Source organism: Prosthecobacter sp. (assembly GCF_029946185.1).
Classification (GTDB): domain Bacteria; phylum Verrucomicrobiota; class Verrucomicrobiia; order Verrucomicrobiales; family Verrucomicrobiaceae; genus Prosthecobacter.
Genome location: NZ_JAQSEA010000253.1, coordinates 1 through 16,749, shown reverse-complemented (window position 1 = coordinate 16,749; position 16,749 = coordinate 1). Strand labels below are relative to the sequence as shown.

General features: G+C 58.7%; 17 protein-coding genes. 8 read left to right on the top strand and 9 right to left on the bottom strand.

What is annotated here, in order from left to right; genetic code table 11:
• The 3 genes from PSV43_RS20975 to priA all read right to left on the bottom strand — a co-directional run.
• Positions 1 to 267, bottom strand: a 267-nt coding sequence (locus PSV43_RS20975; RefSeq protein WP_300202233.1) for an STAS domain-containing protein, incomplete at its 3' end; no start/stop codon positions are given.
• Between the two features lie 11 nt (positions 268 to 278).
• Positions 279 to 773, bottom strand: coding sequence for a hypothetical protein (locus PSV43_RS20970; RefSeq protein ID WP_300202230.1), 495 nt, complete (start codon positions 771 to 773; stop codon positions 279 to 281).
• 74 nt (positions 774 to 847) lie between these two features.
• Positions 848 to 3,181, bottom strand: coding sequence for a primosomal protein N' (gene priA / locus PSV43_RS20965; protein WP_300202227.1), 2,334 nt, complete (start codon positions 3,179 to 3,181; stop codon positions 848 to 850).
• A 104-nt stretch (positions 3,182 to 3,285) separates the two neighbouring features.
• Between priA and cdaA the strand changes: the two genes are divergently transcribed.
• Entirely contained in the window at positions 3,286 to 4,092 is an 807-nt protein-coding gene (cdaA, locus tag PSV43_RS20960) for a diadenylate cyclase CdaA (protein WP_300202224.1), read from the top strand.
• A 102-nt stretch (positions 4,093 to 4,194) separates the two neighbouring features.
• Here cdaA and PSV43_RS20955 read toward each other — a convergent pair whose 3' ends face one another.
• Entirely contained in the window at positions 4,195 to 4,344 is a 150-nt protein-coding gene (locus PSV43_RS20955; RefSeq protein WP_300202221.1) for a hypothetical protein, read from the bottom strand.
• Between the two features lie 71 nt (positions 4,345 to 4,415).
• Between PSV43_RS20955 and glmM the strand changes: the two genes are divergently transcribed.
• The 6 genes from glmM (at position 4,416) to PSV43_RS20925 (ending at position 8,695) form a co-directional block, all read left to right on the top strand.
• The gene (glmM, locus tag PSV43_RS20950; protein ID WP_300202218.1) at positions 4,416 to 5,777 is read left to right on the top strand and encodes a phosphoglucosamine mutase; all 1,362 of its coding nucleotides are present in this window, start codon (positions 4,416 to 4,418) and stop codon (positions 5,775 to 5,777) included.
• Positions 5,777 to 6,400, top strand: a complete 624-nt coding sequence (gene bioD / locus PSV43_RS20945) for a dethiobiotin synthase (protein ID WP_300202216.1) — start codon at positions 5,777 to 5,779, stop codon at positions 6,398 to 6,400. Before glmM ends, bioD begins: the two co-directional genes overlap by 1 nt.
• A gap of 112 nt (positions 6,401 to 6,512) precedes the next feature.
• The gene (locus tag PSV43_RS20940; protein WP_300202213.1) at positions 6,513 to 7,013 is read left to right on the top strand and encodes a hypothetical protein; all 501 of its coding nucleotides are present in this window, start codon (positions 6,513 to 6,515) and stop codon (positions 7,011 to 7,013) included.
• Positions 7,014 to 7,107: 94 nt separating this feature from the next.
• Positions 7,108 to 7,599: a hypothetical protein gene (locus PSV43_RS20935; protein WP_300202211.1), complete on the top strand. Its 492-nt coding sequence runs from the start codon at positions 7,108 to 7,110 to the stop codon at positions 7,597 to 7,599.
• Complete coding sequence (locus PSV43_RS20930; protein WP_300202208.1) at positions 7,596 to 7,955, top strand: hypothetical protein; 360 nt, start codon at positions 7,596 to 7,598, stop codon at positions 7,953 to 7,955. Before PSV43_RS20935 ends, PSV43_RS20930 begins: the two co-directional genes overlap by 4 nt.
• Positions 7,952 to 8,695: a hypothetical protein gene (locus PSV43_RS20925; RefSeq protein WP_300202205.1), complete on the top strand. Its 744-nt coding sequence runs from the start codon at positions 7,952 to 7,954 to the stop codon at positions 8,693 to 8,695. The genes PSV43_RS20930 and PSV43_RS20925 overlap by 4 nt, the downstream gene beginning before the upstream one ends.
• Before the next feature lie 18 nt (positions 8,696 to 8,713).
• On the opposite strand, the gene PSV43_RS20920 is transcribed toward PSV43_RS20925, so the two are convergent.
• Together PSV43_RS20920 and PSV43_RS20915 are read right to left on the bottom strand one after the other, a co-directional pair.
• Positions 8,714 to 9,313, bottom strand: coding sequence for a phosphatase PAP2 family protein (locus tag PSV43_RS20920; RefSeq protein WP_300202202.1), 600 nt, complete (start codon positions 9,311 to 9,313; stop codon positions 8,714 to 8,716).
• On the bottom strand, positions 9,310 to 10,845 hold the full coding sequence (locus tag PSV43_RS20915; protein ID WP_300202199.1) for a glycosyltransferase family 39 protein: 1,536 nt from the start codon (positions 10,843 to 10,845) through the stop codon (positions 9,310 to 9,312). Before PSV43_RS20915 ends, PSV43_RS20920 begins: the two co-directional genes overlap by 4 nt.
• A 97-nt stretch (positions 10,846 to 10,942) precedes the next feature.
• On the opposite strand from PSV43_RS20915, the gene PSV43_RS20910 reads away from it, so the two are divergent.
• Positions 10,943 to 12,166 carry a folylpolyglutamate synthase/dihydrofolate synthase family protein gene (locus PSV43_RS20910; protein WP_300202196.1) on the top strand — a complete coding sequence of 408 codons (1,224 nt, stop codon included), beginning with the start codon at positions 10,943 to 10,945 and terminating at the stop codon, positions 12,164 to 12,166.
• Positions 12,167 to 12,214: 48 nt separating this feature from the next.
• Here PSV43_RS20910 and PSV43_RS20905 read toward each other — a convergent pair whose 3' ends face one another.
• The 3 genes from PSV43_RS20905 to PSV43_RS20895 form a co-directional block, all read right to left on the bottom strand.
• A complete protein-coding gene (locus tag PSV43_RS20905; RefSeq protein WP_300202193.1) occupies positions 12,215 to 13,042 on the bottom strand; it encodes an NYN domain-containing protein in 828 nt (275 codons plus the stop codon).
• A 33-nt stretch (positions 13,043 to 13,075) separates the two neighbouring features.
• Entirely contained in the window at positions 13,076 to 14,317 is a 1,242-nt protein-coding gene (locus PSV43_RS20900) for a Wadjet anti-phage system protein JetD domain-containing protein (RefSeq protein ID WP_300202190.1), read from the bottom strand.
• The coding region (locus tag PSV43_RS20895; protein WP_300202187.1) for an SbcC/MukB-like Walker B domain-containing protein at positions 14,307 to 16,749 on the bottom strand (2,443 nt) is incomplete at its 5' end. The genes PSV43_RS20900 and PSV43_RS20895, both read right to left, overlap by 11 nt.

Below are 16,749 nucleotides of genomic sequence, written 5' to 3'. Positions count from 1 at the left end.
ATTGCGCTGGTTGGCGTTGACGACGCTCAAGGAGCCACCGCCAGATTCGCGAAGGTTTAAGGCAGCACCCGTCAGCATACCGAGAAAGGTGGAATCCATCATCGGGCAGCGCTCGAGATCGACGACAAGATTGCGCATGCCTTGAGAAACCACGCGTTGCAGCGCCTTCTTTGCCTGAAGGCTGTTTTGAAAGGTGCCCCGGCCATCCACCCTCATCCAGAATACGCGGCCGATGGTGCCAACAAGAATATGAGTGGGAGGAGTCATGCGTTGCGGAGTTAGTTCCAGAGCGCGGATTGCTGGCTTACCAGTTCTTCCTTGCCTCGCAAAATGCTTATGCGCCATGCGATTACGCGGCCACTTTTTTGATATTCTGAGCCGACGACCTGAAACTTGGAAGTGTTGCTGCGATGAATGTCATCGACCACCTGTTCTTGCACCCGTTTGCTGAGACCTGACTTCGCCTGCAGGTATTCGAATTTGACGGTCACCGGGCCGGTGCGGTCATCGGCCTTCCAGAAGAAGGCGTAGTAGTGGCCGAAGCGGTCGGCGATTTCCTTCTTTGACACCGCACCGTAAATGAAGTGCTGGCGCTCAAACAGAATCGTTGGGTTCGTGGTCTGTGGAATGAAGAACGGCATCAGGTGGTAGTACTTCACCTTGGTGATCTTTCCTCCCGGACCTACAACCGTGCTGGAACAGGCAGAAAGCGCCAAGGCCAAGATGGCAAGACATCCGAGGCGGAGGCAGTAGGTGCGTTTCTCTTTCGTCATGAAGGGGGGGAATATTGAATCGGGACGCTTGATGTCAACGTTCCCTTCGATTCTTCGAATCGACAAAGGATAATTTACAAAAGTGAGACTGGATCGACATCCCAGGTCACAATGACCTCTGCTGGCAGGGTTGTGGCCTGCAGCACCTGCTGGATGTGGCGGCACAGGGGACGGATTTTAGCCGCCCGGAGCAGCAGTTGGTAGCGAAACTGCCCGTGGGCCTTGGCCATGGCGCAGGGGGCGGGCTCGCCCATCAGCACGTCCTCTGACAGTCCCTCCAGCAGGCGCTTGTGGAGCGTTTGCAGGGCAAACTCCGCCATGGCCTGGTGTTTTCCCCGGCTCGCCAGAATGACCACATGCGTGTACGGCGGGTAATGAAAGGCCCTCCGCTGCTCCAGTTCCTGCTGGGCGAAGCCCTCGAAGTCGTTGTGGCGGGAAAACTGCACCGCGGGGCTGTGCGGCGCGTGGGTTTGCACGACTACCTCTCCCTTGACCTCGCCGCGCCCGGCCCGGCCTGCGACCTGTACCAGCAACTGTAGCGTGCGTTCTGCCGCGCGGAAATCTGGCAGATTGAGGGCGAGATCGGCATTGAGCACGCCCACCAGCGTGACATTGGGGAAATCGAGGCCCTTGGCGATCATCTGGGTGCCGATGATGAGATCGATCTTCTGCGCGCGGAAATCCCGCAGCAGATCGCGGAGCTGGTTCTTGCGCTGAATCGTGTCCGTATCCACCCGGGCGATGCGGGCCTGGGGAAATACCTCGCGCACCACGGTTTCGACGCGTTCGGTGCCGTATCCGGCGAATTTCAGGCCTGGCTCCTGGCAGGAGGGGCATTTGGTGGGCGGCAGCCGCCGCGCCCCGCAGACGTGACAGACGAGGCGGTTTTCGTGCTTGTGCAGTGTCATTGGGATGCTGCAGTCCTGACACTGAACGGTCTCACCACAGGCCAGACAGGCGAGGGAGGTATTGAAACCACGACGGTTCAAAAACAGGATCGTCTGCTCTTTTTTCTCCAGCCGTGAGGTGATCGCGGCGCGGAGTTTTTCAGAGAGGATGCCGGTATTTGCCACGCTGGTGCCAGTGCCTTTGCGCCGTTCCATGCGCATATCGACGATGCGGATCAGAGGCAGTGTGCGCCCGTCTGTTCGGTTCAGCAGCTTCAACAGTTCGTATTTGCCGTTCGCGGCGTTTTCGAAGGATTCAAGGCTTGGCGTGGCGCTGCCGAGCAGAACGACACATTTTTCGATGCTGCCACGCACCACGGCCACGTCCCGTGCATGGTAGCGTGGTTTTTCGTCCTGTTTGAACGACGGCTCATGCTCTTCATCCACGATGATGATGCCGAGGCGCTCCAGAGGTGCAAAAATCGCACTGCGGGCACCGATCACGATGTCGGCACGGTCTTCGTGAATCTTGAACCATTCATCGTGGCGCTCGCCGTCGCTCAAATGACTGTGCAGCACCGCGATGCGATCGCTGCGGTCGGAAAATCGCGCCTTGAAGCGCTCGATGGTCTGTGGTGTCAGCGCGATCTCTGGCACCAGAACCAGCGCCGTGCCGCCGCGCTCCAGCACGCGGGCGATGGCCTGCAGATAGACTTCGGTTTTGCCGCTGCCGGTGATGCCATGCAGCAGGATGGGCCGCGTCTGCTCCGTGGCATCAATTGCTGCGGCTACGCGGGTGTAGGCCGCCTGCTGTTCGTCGGTGAATGTGAGTGCCTGGCTGGGCAGAAAGGCCTCGTCGTGGAACGGGTCGCGTTCCACGCGCACCTCGCTGCGGGTGATCCAACCCGCCTTGAGGAGCGGTTTGAGAATGGAGGCGGCGCGCGGCACGTCCTTGCGGATCTGGCTCAGGGTCGCTTCGCCGTGGTAGCTGCGTAGGATATCGAGCACCCGCGCCTGCATCGGCGCTTTGTGGCGCAGCTTTTCCAGCTCGTCTGGCGAGGGTTCGCGCAGCAGTTTGAGATGGCTGTCCATCACGAAACTGCCCGGTTTGTCCCGAACTGCTTGCGGTAGCATGGTTCGCAGGACGGTGTGAACGGACACCAGGTAGTAATCCGCGATCCAGCGAGCGAGTTTGAGCAGTCCGGGGGTAAACATGGGCCGCTTGGCCACAATAGAGGCGATCTCCTTGAGCCGGCCGCGATGAGGTGAGTCATCCAGCAGTTCGAGGACCACCGCGTTCATCCGCCGGTTTTGCAGGGGCACCATCACGCGGGAACCCACGACGATCTCATCTGTCAGGCCCTCTGGAATGGCGTAGTCCAGCTGCATCGCCGCTGCTTCTTCCAACTGTACGCGGGCGATCCGCGTGGTTGCCTGTGGAGCAGTCACCTCAGCCAAAGGCAGGCCAAACAGATCGCTCTGTTTTGGCTTGGGCTCGGTGTTTGGTCTGATGGGTGGCATGCGGCTCATGTTAGCCGTCGTGAATCGCAGGCCAAAACGATTCTTCTTTTGAGAAACAATCTACCACGTGCGATAGTTCTCATGAGCAGCACGGAGCGAACGGCATGTGGAACTTTTTGACAGATCACTGGCGCGACGGCGTGGAGATTTTAATCCTCGCCGCCTTGGCGTATCATGGTTATCTGTTTTTCCGTGCCACCCGCGGCGCGCGTATTTTGACCGGACTGCTGGTGCTCCTGCTCAGCCTCGCATTGCTCTCGCTGCTGCTGGAGTTGTCCGTCATCAGCAGCCTGCTGCAGCGCTTTTCGGTCTTCCTCGCCATCGCGCTGGTCATCATCTTTCAGCCGGAACTGCGCCGCGTGCTGGCGGAGCTGGGCAGCAGCCGTATTTTTTCCTTCAATCGTCCCGACCCCGAGGTGCTGGACGTGCTGCTGGAGGCGATGCAGCAGCTCTCGTCACGCCGCTGCGGAGCGTTGTTTGCCTTGAAGCGTGGCATTGATCTCAATCCGTATGCTGAATCCGGCGTGGAACTGGATGCCGTCATCTCGAATGAGCTGGTCACCACGATTTTCCAGCCCAAGACTTCGCTGCATGATGGCGGGGCGATCATTGACCAGGGCCGCATCTCGGCCGCAGGCTGTGTTTTTCCGGTGAGCCAGCGTGAGATTCAAGACCGTGCCATCGGCCTGCGTCATCGTGCCGGCATGGGCATCTCGGAGGAGACGGACGCGATCGCGCTCGTCGTTTCTGAGGAGACCGGGGCGCTCTCACTGTGTTTTCAAGGCAGGCTGGAGCACGATCTGGAGCCGATGAAACTGCGCCAGCGCATCAATGAAATTCTCACTGACGGCGCAGCTGCCAGTTCAGTGTCCGTAACGGAGGGTAGTCATGAACTGGGGACATCAGCTTAAGGAACGTGTCACGCGCAACTGGCGGGAGAAGATCATCTCACTGGTGCTGGCCTTTCTGTTCTGGTTCATGATCAAAGCGCAGGACGCACGCAACATGCCGTCTTACTCGATGCCTCCGCCTGCAAGGATGCCTGTGCCGACTTCTCCGGCCCCTTCGCAGCTCACGCCGGTGATACCTCCGCCCGTCCAACTCCCCTCGGAACTAGAGCCCATGCTGTCGCCACCGAATGCATCGATTCCGTCTGCGCGCATGCCAGGGGAAGACATCAGTGGTGCCGCCGGGCTTTGACACTCAGGAAGTCCTGCGCTAAAAGCGCCGTCCTATGTCTGAAAAGCGCCAGTTCTTCGGCACCGACGGCGTCCGTGCCGTGGCCAATCGTCACCCTATGACCCCTGAGTTCGTCATGCGCCTAGCGCAGGCTTCTGCCGTCGTGCTCGGAGGCAAACCGGAGGGCGGCGAACGCCCCAAAGCCGTGCTGGGCCGCGATACGCGGGCTTCGGGCGAGATGCTGGAATCCGCACTCGCTGCCGGGCTGAATTCGGCGGGGGTGGATGTCATCCTCGCCGGGCAGCTGCCCACGCCTGCGGTGGCCATGCTGAGTGCCCAACTGGGTGCGAACTTTGGCGTGATCGTTTCGGCTTCGCACAATCCTTTTAAGGACAACGGCATTAAATTCGTGCACGGCGACGGTCACAAGCTCAACGACAAGACGGAAGTCGCCATTGAGCGCCTTGTGCTGGGCAATGAAGACACGCCGCGCCCGGAAGGCCGGGGGATTGGCCGCATCTCCAAACTGTCTGATGGGGTGGACCGGTACGTGGCGCATGCAATTGCTTCCATGGCAGGCGTTCGCCTCGATGGCATGCGTGTCGCGCTGGACAACGCGCATGGCGCTTCGTCCTTCACCAGCGCTCTCGCGCTTGAGGCACTGGGGGCGGATGTGCAGGTGTACCACTCCGAGCCGGATGGCTTCAACATCAACGAAGAATGCGGCTGCACGCATGCCGAGGAAATCGAGCGCATCGTGCGCCAGTGCCAAGCGCAGGCGGGAATCGCGCATGATGGAGATGCCGACCGCAGTGCGCTCTGTGATGAAGAGGCCATCGCTCTCGACGGAGACGAGCTCATGGCCATCGCTGCGGAATCCATGCTGCGCAAAGGCACGCTGAAGCAGAACACGCTCGCCGTGACGATCATGAGCAACTACGGGCTGGATGATCTCGTTTCGCGTCTCGGCGGTCGAGTCATCCGCACTGGCGTGGGAGATCGGTACGTGCTGGAGGAAATGCGCTCGCGCGGATTGAACCTCGGCGGAGAGCAAAGCGGCCATATCATCTTTGGAGACTGGGCCACCACCGGAGACGGGCTCGTCGCAGGCCTGCAGATCCTGCGCATCATGAAGGAGACGGGCGAGCCGCTCAGTGAACTGCGCAAGTGCCTCAAAAAATTCCCGCAGTGCTCGCGCAACCTGCGCGTGCGCACCAAGCCGCCGATCGAAGAGCTCGCTGAAGCGCAAAAAATCATCAAGGAGACGGAGAAGAAGCTGGGTGACTACGGCCGTGTGCTCCTGCGTTATTCGGGTACTGAGTCGCTCATTCGACTTCTGGTCGAAGGCCGCGATGTGGAGTATCTTGAAGCCCAGGCGGACAAGATTGCTTCTGCGGTTCTCGCCCAAATCGGCTGATGTCACATTACTTCATTACCGGTACGGATACCGACGCAGGCAAGACCTACGTTACCTGCCTGCTACTGGAAGCTTTGAAGCGCGCTGACAAAAAAGTCGCTGGTTTCAAACCCTTTGTCTGCGGTGTGCGTGATGATGCCATTCATCTCGCCAACGCCAGCAGCGAAGGATTGACCGTCGAGGAGGTCAATCCAGTGTGGTTTAAGGTGCCCGCTGCGCCCTACGCCGCCGCGATGATGGAAAACCGCCGGTTTGATCTGAACGACGTCATCGCCCGCTTTCAGGAACTCGCGCAGCGCCATGACAACGTTCTCGTCGAGGGGGCTGGAGGCTGGGAGGTGCCGCTGAATGAGTTTTCGACCATGGCGGACTTTGCGCAACGTCTGGCGCTGCCGGTGATCGTCGTCGTCAACAACAAGCTCGGCTGCCTCAACCACACCCTTCTCACCGTGCGCAACATTCAGGCTCGCGGGCTCACTTGTGCCGGCATTATCCTGAACTACGTCCGGGAAGAGCGCGATGCCGCCAGCATCAGCAACCGCATGGTGCTGGAACATTTCATGGATGTGCCCGTCCTCGCCGAAATCATGCATGGCGAGACGGAGATCGAGTGGCCGTTGTGAAGGCCTTTGGGAAATCCGCTTCCGCCATGGAGTCGGAGTTGACAAAAAACTCGTTAAGATTTCCTATCTCGGCATTGTCCGGCCCACCGCTGGGCACCCCTTCACTCACCTCATGAAAACCTCTCTGCTTCTGTGTCTGGTTACTCTGTTCGCTGCTCCACTGGTTTTCGCGGCTGACAAGGCCGTTGATTTTCCCAAGGCGGCGCCGCTCGTCACGTTCTCACTACCTGACAGCTGGGTGGTGGACTTTAAGGACGACGGTCTCATGGCCACGCCCACCAAAGATGATGACAGTGTGATCGTGGAAGTGTATGAACTCGAAGCCGGGCTGGACAGTTATGATGCTGCCGTCAAAGAAGCCAAGGAGACCATGTCCGAGTTCAAAAACATGAAGTATGACGAGACGCAGAAGGCCGAGAAGGACGGCCTGGGCATCGCCATTCTGAATGCCGAAGGGGAAGATGAAAACGGCAAGGCTTTCATCAATCTCGTGCTGCTCGTCAAACCTGGGGCCAAGAACTTCATCCTGCTATCCTGCATTTCCTCGAAAGAAGGCAGTGACATGCATGGCCCGGCCATCGGCGGCCTGATCGGTTCCCTCAAGGCCAAGTAAGCATCTTAAAAATATCCATTTACCTGAACAGCCCCTTTTTCTGAATACGAAGAAGGGGTTCTTCGTTTAAAAGCGCGCTCTCAATGCTCATACTATGAAAACATCCCTCCTTTGCTGCCTCCTTGCTCTCGTTTTGACCCCCGCCTTATGTGAAGACCAAGTCTTCAACTATCCGGAGAAAAAGCCGATCTTCTCGATCACCTTTCCCGAAACCTGGAAGATCGAGACCGGTGATGGATCGCTCTCTGCCAGTTCCAAGGATGAACTGGTGAACATGGAACTGATGGCTCTGGATGCCGATGAAGCCGCAACGGCCCTCGACGATGCCAAGGAAAGCCTTGAGGAGGAACTCAAAGGCATCAAATGGGACGGGGAACCCGAGAAGGGCGAACTCAAAAATTTCAATGTCACTGTTCTCAACGGCAGTGTCAGCCTTGAAGGTGTCAAGATGGCGGTGAACTGCCTGGTGTTTGCACCCAAAGAAGGCCAAACGTTTTTCATGCTTTTCAACGTCGTCCCGTTTCAATCCTTGAAGGAGCATGGCGATGAAATCAGTAAGGTGGTCGACTCCATCAAAGGCAAATGAGCGAAGCCACGCCATTCACCGTGGTGAAATCCGGCGTATCTGTCGCGTGGATGGTCTGCGGTATTCTGTTCATCGTCCTCTGGATTATTGTGCACCTTGCCTGGGCCGGGCTGGCCTTCATGGCCGATGTGATGGCGAATGACTCAGGCAAGGCGGATCCGGACAAGCACGCGATGCTCATCTTCGGCATGCTGGGCGGGCAGGTGCTTTGCGGAGCAGCGGGCATCCCGGCTGGGCTGGCGTTTTTTTGGCGTTACAGGCGCAAGCTGCTGCTCTGGCTGTTTGCGCTTCTGTTTGTGGCTGGCGCGTTGATCCAGGGCAGTGTGTTTTATTCTTTCTTCTCCTCCATGTCATGAACAAGTTTTTCATCTTCCCATTCCTCCTGCTTGGTGCTGCCCTGTCTGCCGCAGAACCGCAGACGATGTTTTTTGCGCAGGAGAACTCCAAAGAGTACACGCGGATCGCCCTGACCATCGAAGGGGATCAGGTGACTGGCACACAGAACTGGCTGCCGAAGCAGCCAGACGGGCATGGTGCTCATGGAACGATCAGCGGCACTGTGACTGACGGCCTAATGCGGGTGCTTTATGAGTACACCATCGAAGGCTCTGAGCAGTCGGAGGAGGAGGTGCTCAAGCTCGATGGTGACAAACTCTATATTGGAGAAGGTCAGTTGCTGGCGGACCCGAAGAATGACGCGCATCTGAAGCTCCAAGATCCCAGCAAGGTGGTCTTCAAGAAGGCGCTCACGAGGCTTCCCGCGTCGGAAGCGAAGGCGGGAACTCTTGAACGCAAAGCGATCATGGATGCGATGCGCGTACCCGTGAGCGCCGATGTGGGCCAGGACGTTGTCTTCACCGGAACAGTGCGAATCAGCGGCTCATGGGCGCGCTTTAACGGCCACGTGGATCCAGTTGGAGGCAAACCGAAGAACGAAGACATCGCTTTGGAAATGGAACTGGATTTCTTCGCGCTGCTGCAAAAAGACGGCAAAGGCGGCTGGAAAGTCCTTCACAAGGGATTCGCAGGAGACATCGGCGTGGTGGAGGCGGCTAAGGAAAAGTATCCGAAGGCACCGTGGATCATGTTTGAATGAAGGTTCCTTGAGCTTTGCTCAAATCCGACGGACGAACTGTCTGGCCACGCCCGTTACTCCAAGCCCCACCAATATGCCTATGGCCATGGCGGGTGGGATGTCGCTGGGCCAGTGGGCTCCGCAATAGACGCGTGAATAGCCAACGCCTGCGGCCAGCAGGTACATCAGCAAACCGGCGCGGCGGTAGAAGCAGGCGATGACGGTGGCGGCGGCGAACATGTTGACGGTATGGCTCGATGGGAATGACTTGCCGTGTGTGGCACCGTTCGGCTCGCTGGGTTTGACCACGGGCTTTTCGAACAGACGCATGAAGGCCGGTGAGGCGATGCCGAGATCGCGGATGATGACATCTCCTTTGGCATCGCGGGGGCGCACGCGGCCGATGGTCTTTTTCAGGGTATTGGAAATGACGCCGTCACCGAGGCCGATGGCGACTCCGAGGCAGAGCAGCATGATGCGGGCACGTTTGCCGCCACGCCATGCGGTGAGCAGCACCGCCAAGATGATGAGCGGGAGCCAGGTCTCAATGGCTGAGAGGGCAGGCATCAACCAGTCGAGCACCGGGTGGGACCACGCGGTGTTGATTTGATGCAGCAGGCTGAGATCCCAGGGGTTCATTGAGCGCGGACCGGCTGCCACTGTTTTAGTTTATGCCCCAGAAATACCTGGAACTCCCGCGCCTCTTTCCCGAGCGGGATGCGGATGTTGCCGCGATATTCCAGTTTTTCAAAGGCGGCGCTGAAGATCTCATTTTGCAACAGGGCTGCGACTGGGCCGGGCTCAAGGATCAACGCATCGCTGCCGATGCGTTCTTCGGGCCCCGGCCAGATTTCATACTGAGACTGCACTGTGCCGGTGGGTTCCCAACGATACACACGCGGATGAGAGGGCATGTAGAAGGCCATCTCTGCAGCGTAGTAGCGATGCCCCAGAGCCATGACGAAGGTGTTTTCAGGCTCTGGTACCAGATCAAGGAACTCCTGGGCCTCAATGCCCGCCTCCTGCCAGCCACGCAGGCTGGCGAGCTTGTTGATGCCTTTGAGTTCGGTGCTGAAGATGATGACGAGGGCGAGATGCACGATCAGGACCAGGGCACCGCCCACACGAATTGACCAGCGCTCCCAGCCGGGATGCGCCTTGAATGGTGCGAAGCCCCGCAGCCAGGCCGCTGCCAGAATGAACGCAGGCACAAAGAAGGCGGCGGGCCAGTTCGGATTGATGCGCTGACGTAGTGCGAGCAACGCAAAACAGGCCAGTGCTGGAGCGGAGGCCAGCATGACGAACAAGAGCGGGCGTGAGAGCTGTTTGCGCTGTTTTACTGCGGCGATCATCGCTGCCACCAGCGCGACAAATGTCACCGGGGTGTAGATGAGTGCCTGCAGGCCGACGTTTTCCAAAGTGCGGCTCAGCCAGCGTCCGAATCCGAGGGTGGAGGTGTTAAAGTGATGCTTGGTGTGCTCCAGGGTGATCCAGGCGTGGTTTTGATTCCACTGGAGCACCGGGATGATGAAGGCCATGCCGCAAAGGATTGCGAGCCACATGCGAGGATTGCGCAGGAGGGCGCGATCTTCGCGTGAAACGGCGGCGAAAACCAGCATGAGGGCCGGAAAGGCCAGCATCATCTGCTTGCTCAGGGTGCCGAAGCCGATGACGAGAGCCAGAGCGAGCCAGCGGGTGTTGCACGTCGGTTTTTGTGCTGCATACCAAAACAACAGCAGGCCCAGCGTCCAGCACAGCAGGAGGGGAGCATCAATGGTGAGCAGGATATTCAGTCCCGCATTGGCAATGGTCAGCAGCACCAGCACGGCGGTCAGGAAGGCCGTGCGCGCATCAAACAGCACCAGGGCGATGCGGTGGATGATGACCAAGGTGGCCGTGCCCAGCAGCAGCGCCGAAAAACGAATGCCCCATTCCGCATTTCCCGTGAGCCAGCCGATGACGCCCATCATCCAGCCGATCATGGGCGGCTTGCTGTAATAGCACCAGTCGGGCCTGCGGCCCCAGTCCCAGTAGTAGGCTTCGTCTCCGGCCAGATCCACCCCATGTACAAACAGAAGCATGACGCCAATGCGCGCGATGAATACGGCGGCCAGCAGCCACCAGAAGCGTTTCAGCCAGGTCGAGGAGTCAGAAGCGGGAGTCACGGACATGCGTGGGTATGATAGCCGTGACTGCCGGGTGGGAAATGGGAAACCTATCTGTCGCTCTTGTTTCTTGCCTGTTCCGTTGACACTTTCATGCCTACTAATGACTCACCCCACTGCGCAAAAAGAAATCGACTGGCTCTACAGCACGCAGTTCTACGGCATTAAGCTGGGGCTGGACAATGTGCAGCAACTGCTGAGCGAATTGAAGCTGCCTGCGGCAGGGCAAAAGTTCATCCACGTGGCCGGAACGAATGGCAAGGGCTCCACCTGTGCCTTCATGCATTCGATTTTAAAAGCAGGGGGCATCAATGCCGGGCTGTTTACTTCACCGCACTTGATTCATTTCGGTGAGCGAATTCGGGATGCGGTGCGCATGATCACGCCCGAGGAGATCGCGGCGGGCATCAGACGGCTGCGCGAGCGCGTGGCCGGGTGGGACCCTCATCCGACGTTCTTTGAGCTGACGCTGGCGCTGGCGCTGGAGTGGTTTGCGCAGCGGGGCAATCCGTGGGTGGTGCTGGAAACGGGTCTTGGTGGCCGATTGGATGCTACGAATGCGATCACGCCTGCGGTGAGTGTGATCACCTCCATTGGGCTGGATCACATGGAGATGCTGGGTGATACCCTCGCCAAGATCGCCGCAGAAAAGGCGGGCATCATCAAGCCGGGTGTACGGGTTGTGACGATGACGCAAAACGCCGAGGCGCTGGATGTCATTCAGCGCACGGCAACAGAGCGACAATCGCCGCTCTCCATCGTCGAAATGCCTTGGGATGGTGAAACCGGCCTAGTGGGACCGCATCAGCAGTGGAACGCCGCGATGGCTGTAGTCGCGCTGTGTGCTGCAGGCTTTAAACTTGATTTTGATGTGATCTCACGCGGACTGCGCGAGGTGCAATGGCCTGCGCGGTTTCAAAAAGTGGGTGGCTGCATTATCGATGGTGCGCACAACATCGATGCTGCTCGTATGCTGGCGCAGACTTGGAGTGAGCAGTTTCCGAGGGAGAAGGCGGAGATCATCTTTGGTGCCGTGGCGGGCAAGGACACTGCGGCAGTGCTGAGTGAGCTTGCACCTATCGCCGCGTGCTGGCATTTTACGGGCTTTGAGTCGCCGCGTGCGCTGGGTGTGGATGCGCTGCGCGGAATCTGGGACCGGCTTGGTTTTGAAGCGCGGCCTGTGATGACGCATGCACGCGTTGCGGATGCTTTGCAGGGCGTGAAGCCGGATGCGCGAGTACTGATTGCAGGCTCGCTGTATCTGGCGGGTGAGGCGCTGGCGCTGATGGAGAACCGATCTGCTGCGTTTGAGAAGAGTGCGCAGTGAGGGTGTGAAGGGCTTACGCTGGGTCGACGGGCAAGAGTGGACAGCGTACTACTCTTCGGACGCTGACACCTTGATGCGATAGCCGTTTTCGTTTTTCTCAAGCTTCATCAGGCCGCGCTCTGCGGCTGCCTCCAGCAATGTGCTGAAGGTGCTGAAGCCGTAGAAGCGCTCGTCAAATTGGGGCTGGCGGCGGCGGATGGCCTGCTTCACCGGCCCGGCCCACACGGTATCGCTACCGCTGCGACTGAGCATGGCCTCGACCGTTTCGACGACGATCTGGATGGCTTTTTCTGGGTCACCACCGGGTTTGCGTTCCTGTGTGTTGGCGGCGGTTGGCTTGGCTGCGACCGGGGCGGGCTTTGCACGTGCGATGCGCTTCTTCGTCTTCTCCTCTTCGCGGACGAGGTCGTCGTAGAAGATGAATTCGTCGCAGTTATCGATGAACAGGCCGCTGGTGGACTGCTTTACACCCACGCCGATGACGGTCTTGTTGTTCTCACGCAGCTTGCTGACGAGGGGTGAGAAATCCGAGTCTCCGCTGACGATGGCGAAGGTGTCCACATGGGGCTTGGTGTAGCAGAGGTCGAGGGCGTCCACGACCATGCGAATGTCTGCTGAGTTTTTACCGCTTTGCCGCACATGCGGGATTTCGATCAGTTCAAACGACGCCTGATGGATACCCGCTTTGAAGCCTTTGTAGTGGTCCCAGTCGCAGTAGGCCTTCTTCACGACGATGCTGCCCTTCAGTAGCAGGCGGTCGAGCACCTTGTTCATGTCGAACTTGTCATACTGCGCGTCCTTCACCCCGATGGCGAGATTTTCAAAGTCGCAGAAAACAGCGATGGTATGTGCGCGGTCGGTGGAGGGTGTGGCCATGATGCCGGATCGTCCGCTCTGACTGCCGCTCGGTCAACCAGCGTTCCAGTCACTCTTATAAAACGGCCACTCCGCTAAAGATGGCCGCCCAAGCGACTCCTGTTCGAAGTCACCTTTAATGCCCGAATCACGCATGGCTTGCAAAGGTGGGTGGCAGTCTGCCATGTGTGGGTCGGCCAGCAGGCGGTCGATGATTTGAAGGTCGAGTGGTTGCAGGGTTTCGGAATCCCTGAGTGGCCGGTGGTGCATGTGCAGCGGTTGGATAGTACGGCCCGAGCGTGAGCGGAGATCGCGGAGGATGTCGAAGCCTGCGGGATCCGTGTCGCCGAAGTGATGGATGGGCAGATTGGCCGGTAAGCAAGCTAGCAGCGCGAGAACGGCGCGGCCCGGGTAGCTGGTTTGAATGAGGAGAGTGTCGCTGTTTAGTTTCGCGAGTTCGAGGAAGGTGGTTTCGTTTTCCACCGTGAGCACTTGAGAGGCATCGCAGTGGATGGCGGTGGTGTGATGAATGTCAGTTTCGGAAATGGAGACCGGTGAGTGAAGCCAGCCGAGGTCGAGTGTGCCGCCGGGAAGTTCTAAGCGGAGAGGGCCACGAAGGAAGACGCGGCGTGGTTTTTCCATGAGGCCGAGATCTTCGAGCGATTGAATCCTGCCGTCGGTGATTTGGCGCAGGGAAGATTCAAGACGAGGACGTAGTTGTTCCAGTCGCTTCGAGTCTCCGCAGATCGTGCAACTGGCGAAGCGGATCAGTGATTCGCCCTGCCATGTGAGCACACGCGGGATCACAGTGAGGAGTTCGCGCGCCTCAGCCAAATCATCGCGAGTGAAGGGTGTGACGGGACTGCCATCGAACGCATGCTGTGCCAGTCTCAGGCACCAACTCAACCACGCGTCTTTATAATTGGGCGGGACAAGCGTTTCTTGATACGACTCGAACAGGTCCGCCAACTGCCTGCGCTCTTCGGTGGGCGATGATTCGCGCAGGTGATTGAAGAGCCACGCTTCGCCGCCTTCGCGAGATAAGCGGACGAGGTATATCAGGTTTATATCATGAAGATGAGTTTTGAGTTCCAGCTTTTCCTGGGACTGGCTTGCAGCTTGGCGGAGTCGATCCTCGGCATTGTTTCGTGCCTCAGCAGAATCCGCATGTGCTGCTTTGAGGAGCTTGCGATAGTCGAAGGTGAAATCCCCGGTGTGGACGCCGGTGCGTCCCGCCCGGGAGCTGCGGTAGCGGTCGGCAAAGACCTTCAGGATGTCTGGATGCTCATGAGCCATGCTTGTTCATCCATTCTTTGCCTTCGGGCGAATCGCGGAAGAGCACGGCGGGAATGTTGCGGATGCGGGTTTTGCCGCCTTCGCGTTTTTCGGTCTTGGTGACGACGATGAGTTCATCGCACAGGCTGAAGGCGAAGGGGATGTTGCCGCTGGACATGCTGAAGACGCCCTGGAGATCGAGCTCCTGCATGGCGGCAAGGCAGTCCTGGATTCGTTCGCCGCTGAGTTTGCTGAAGGCTTCGTCAATCGGCACGAGTGCGAGGCTGGGTTCCTTCCAGCGAGTCTCGTGGCGATTGTAGGCGTGCAGGTAGCTGGCAAGAATGGCGACGAAGTAGGGGCTTTGATTTTCACCACCGCTCATTTTGCCGCTTTGCTTGTCCACGCTTACGGAGCGGGCATCAGGCTGGCGTACATCAGTGACGAGCAGGTCGTAGTCGAAGTACTGGCGGTAATCGAGAAGCTTGGCGGCTTCGGGGCTGTTCGCCTGCTTGACCAGGGTTTGCAGGAAGTGATCGAGCGCGGTGCGCAGTTCGCCTTCGAGGCTGGAGAAGAAGAGATCGTCGGGATCGCGGGTTGAATTGAGGTCGATGAGATGGCGGTAGAAGCGGAATTCGGGATTGGGCTCCTTTTTGATGTGATACACATCGTTGCCGATCTGCCGCTTGAGCTGCTTGTTGAGCAGGAAGATGATGTTGTCGATGTCCTTGAGCGCCTTCTGCATGCGGCTCAGCACCTGCGTGCGGAACAGGCCCTCCCAGCGCTTCCGCTCGGCTTCGGCCTTCTTCTCAAATTCGGGGATGCCCTGCCCGTCGATGCGTTTGAGTAGCTTGTCGTAGTCCTTGGTGCTGCGGCCATCTTCCGGCAGATCATCGAAGCGTGGCGAAAAGGTTTTCTTGAACTCGACCATCGCGGCTTTGAGATCGCCCTCAGCCTGCGCAGCGCTCACGGCGGCTTTGTTGAATTCTCGGTCAAACTCCTTCGCGGCGACATCTGCAGCGAGGTATTTTTCGAGCATGTCGTGCTTCCAGCTTTGGTAGCGGTCGAGATGCGCTGAGATGTCGATTTCACGTTTGATGCGGAGCAGATCGTCTTCACGTTTCGAGGCGTCTTCGCGGCGGATCGCCAGATTTTTCTCGCTCTGTTCAATTTCACGCTGAATGCCTTTGCGGGCGATTTCGAGGCGCTCTTTTTCAAACGAGTCGGACTGCGCGAGTAAATTGTGTGCCTGCTGATCCAGCTCTTGCAGCGAGCCGGTGTCGATGTCTTGAAGGCGCTTCATCAGCTCCTCGTGATCTTGTTCGAGCTTCGGCAGCGACTCCACGCGTACAAGATCCTGGGACAGCGAGCCGTGGTCGGGCATCTTGCTGTCTTTGTCGGTGATGAGGGCGTTGATCTCGGTTTCGAGCGGTTCCAAGCGGCGAATGCTGGCGACGATGTCTTTGAGCTTGTCCTGCTTGATCTCCTGCTGGCGTTGCAGGCCGCGCTTGCCGATGAACGGCACTCCGTCGTAGCGGCGGGGCCGCAGGATCGCGCCTTCGCGCAGCATGAGGCCATCGGGTAAAATGGCCGCGTCATGCTTGTCGAGGTCGGCGAGCTTTTGCACGCACTTCACCTGGCCAAACCAGAGATCCACACAGGCGCGAGCCACGGGATCATCCGTTTCGATTTTCTCCGCGAGCGAACCTTCCGCGACTTTGGGTTTCATCGCGAGCATGCGTGCCGGATGAATGAGCGACTCCACGGCTGCCTTCGGGCCTTGTGAAGCGGCCTTGAGTTCATGGAAGTGCTTCAAGGCCTCCGGATAGTGTTCTTCGCCGACGATGATGGCGAATTTTTCACTGAAGGCGACCTCGATGGCTTCGCGCCAGGTCTCGTCTGTTACTTCACACAGTTCGCGCAGTGCTTTGGCGGCGGGGCGCCCCTTCATGTGAAGCAGGTGCTCATTGAGCGTGTGCAGCAGCGGCTGATCGATGGGTGGAAGGCCTGCTTTGAGCGTGGCAATCTGCGCGTCGAGATCGTTGCGCTCGCTGCGCAGGCGGCGCAGTTCCTCTGCATCTGCGGCAAAGGCCTGGCGCAGGTTTTTGCAGACCTGATCTGCGGCATCGCGCATCAGGCTCAGCGCATTGGCAGTGGCGGCTTCGTCGCAGGCCTCGAGCAGTTCGATGGCATTTTCCAGACGATGCGCGTCCACGGGCTTTGGTAGCGGTGAGTGCTTCACATCCTTCAGCCACTGCTTGGCATCCTTCACACGTTTGCGCAGACGGTCGCTGAGCTTGGTGCCGAGTTCGCGCAGGCGTAGAAGTTCGCTTTCCAGCTTGCGGCCTTGTTCGGTGAGCTGGTGATAAAGCCGGCCTTCGGAGGACTCGTGCATGAGGCCAAGCAGGCGCTCTCGTTCGCTGCGGCAGCGGGAGATGCCTTCTTCCAGCTCTATC

What these genes read in the sequence shown, in the direction of transcription:
- PSV43_RS20905 (WP_300202193.1), bottom strand. Translation starts at nt 13,042, where the DNA reads ATGGCCACACCCTCCACCGACCGCGCACATACCATCGCTGTTTTCTGC.
- PSV43_RS20925 (WP_300202205.1), top strand. Translation starts at nt 7,952, where the DNA reads ATGAACAAGTTTTTCATCTTCCCATTCCTCCTGCTTGGTGCTGCCCTG.
- PSV43_RS20900 (WP_300202190.1), bottom strand. Translation starts at nt 14,317, where the DNA reads ATGGCTCATGAGCATCCAGACATCCTGAAGGTCTTTGCCGACCGCTAC.
- PSV43_RS20920 (WP_300202202.1), bottom strand. Translation starts at nt 9,313, where the DNA reads ATGAACCCCTGGGATCTCAGCCTGCTGCATCAAATCAACACCGCGTGG.
- PSV43_RS20915 (WP_300202199.1), bottom strand. Translation starts at nt 10,845, where the DNA reads ATGTCCGTGACTCCCGCTTCTGACTCCTCGACCTGGCTGAAACGCTTC.
- bioD (WP_300202216.1), top strand. Translation starts at nt 5,777, where the DNA reads ATGTCACATTACTTCATTACCGGTACGGATACCGACGCAGGCAAGACC.
- PSV43_RS20930 (WP_300202208.1), top strand. Translation starts at nt 7,596, where the DNA reads ATGAGCGAAGCCACGCCATTCACCGTGGTGAAATCCGGCGTATCTGTC.
- glmM (WP_300202218.1), top strand. Translation starts at nt 4,416, where the DNA reads ATGTCTGAAAAGCGCCAGTTCTTCGGCACCGACGGCGTCCGTGCCGTG.
- cdaA (WP_300202224.1), top strand. Translation starts at nt 3,286, where the DNA reads ATGTGGAACTTTTTGACAGATCACTGGCGCGACGGCGTGGAGATTTTA.
- PSV43_RS20970 (WP_300202230.1), bottom strand. Translation starts at nt 773, where the DNA reads ATGACGAAAGAGAAACGCACCTACTGCCTCCGCCTCGGATGTCTTGCC.
- PSV43_RS20910 (WP_300202196.1), top strand. Translation starts at nt 10,943, where the DNA reads ATGACTCACCCCACTGCGCAAAAAGAAATCGACTGGCTCTACAGCACG.
- priA (WP_300202227.1), bottom strand. Translation starts at nt 3,181, where the DNA reads ATGCCACCCATCAGACCAAACACCGAGCCCAAGCCAAAACAGAGCGAT.
- PSV43_RS20940 (WP_300202213.1), top strand. Translation starts at nt 6,513, where the DNA reads ATGAAAACCTCTCTGCTTCTGTGTCTGGTTACTCTGTTCGCTGCTCCA.
- PSV43_RS20935 (WP_300202211.1), top strand. Translation starts at nt 7,108, where the DNA reads ATGAAAACATCCCTCCTTTGCTGCCTCCTTGCTCTCGTTTTGACCCCC.
- PSV43_RS20955 (WP_300202221.1), bottom strand. Translation starts at nt 4,344, where the DNA reads ATGCGCGCAGACGGAATCGATGCATTCGGTGGCGACAGCATGGGCTCT.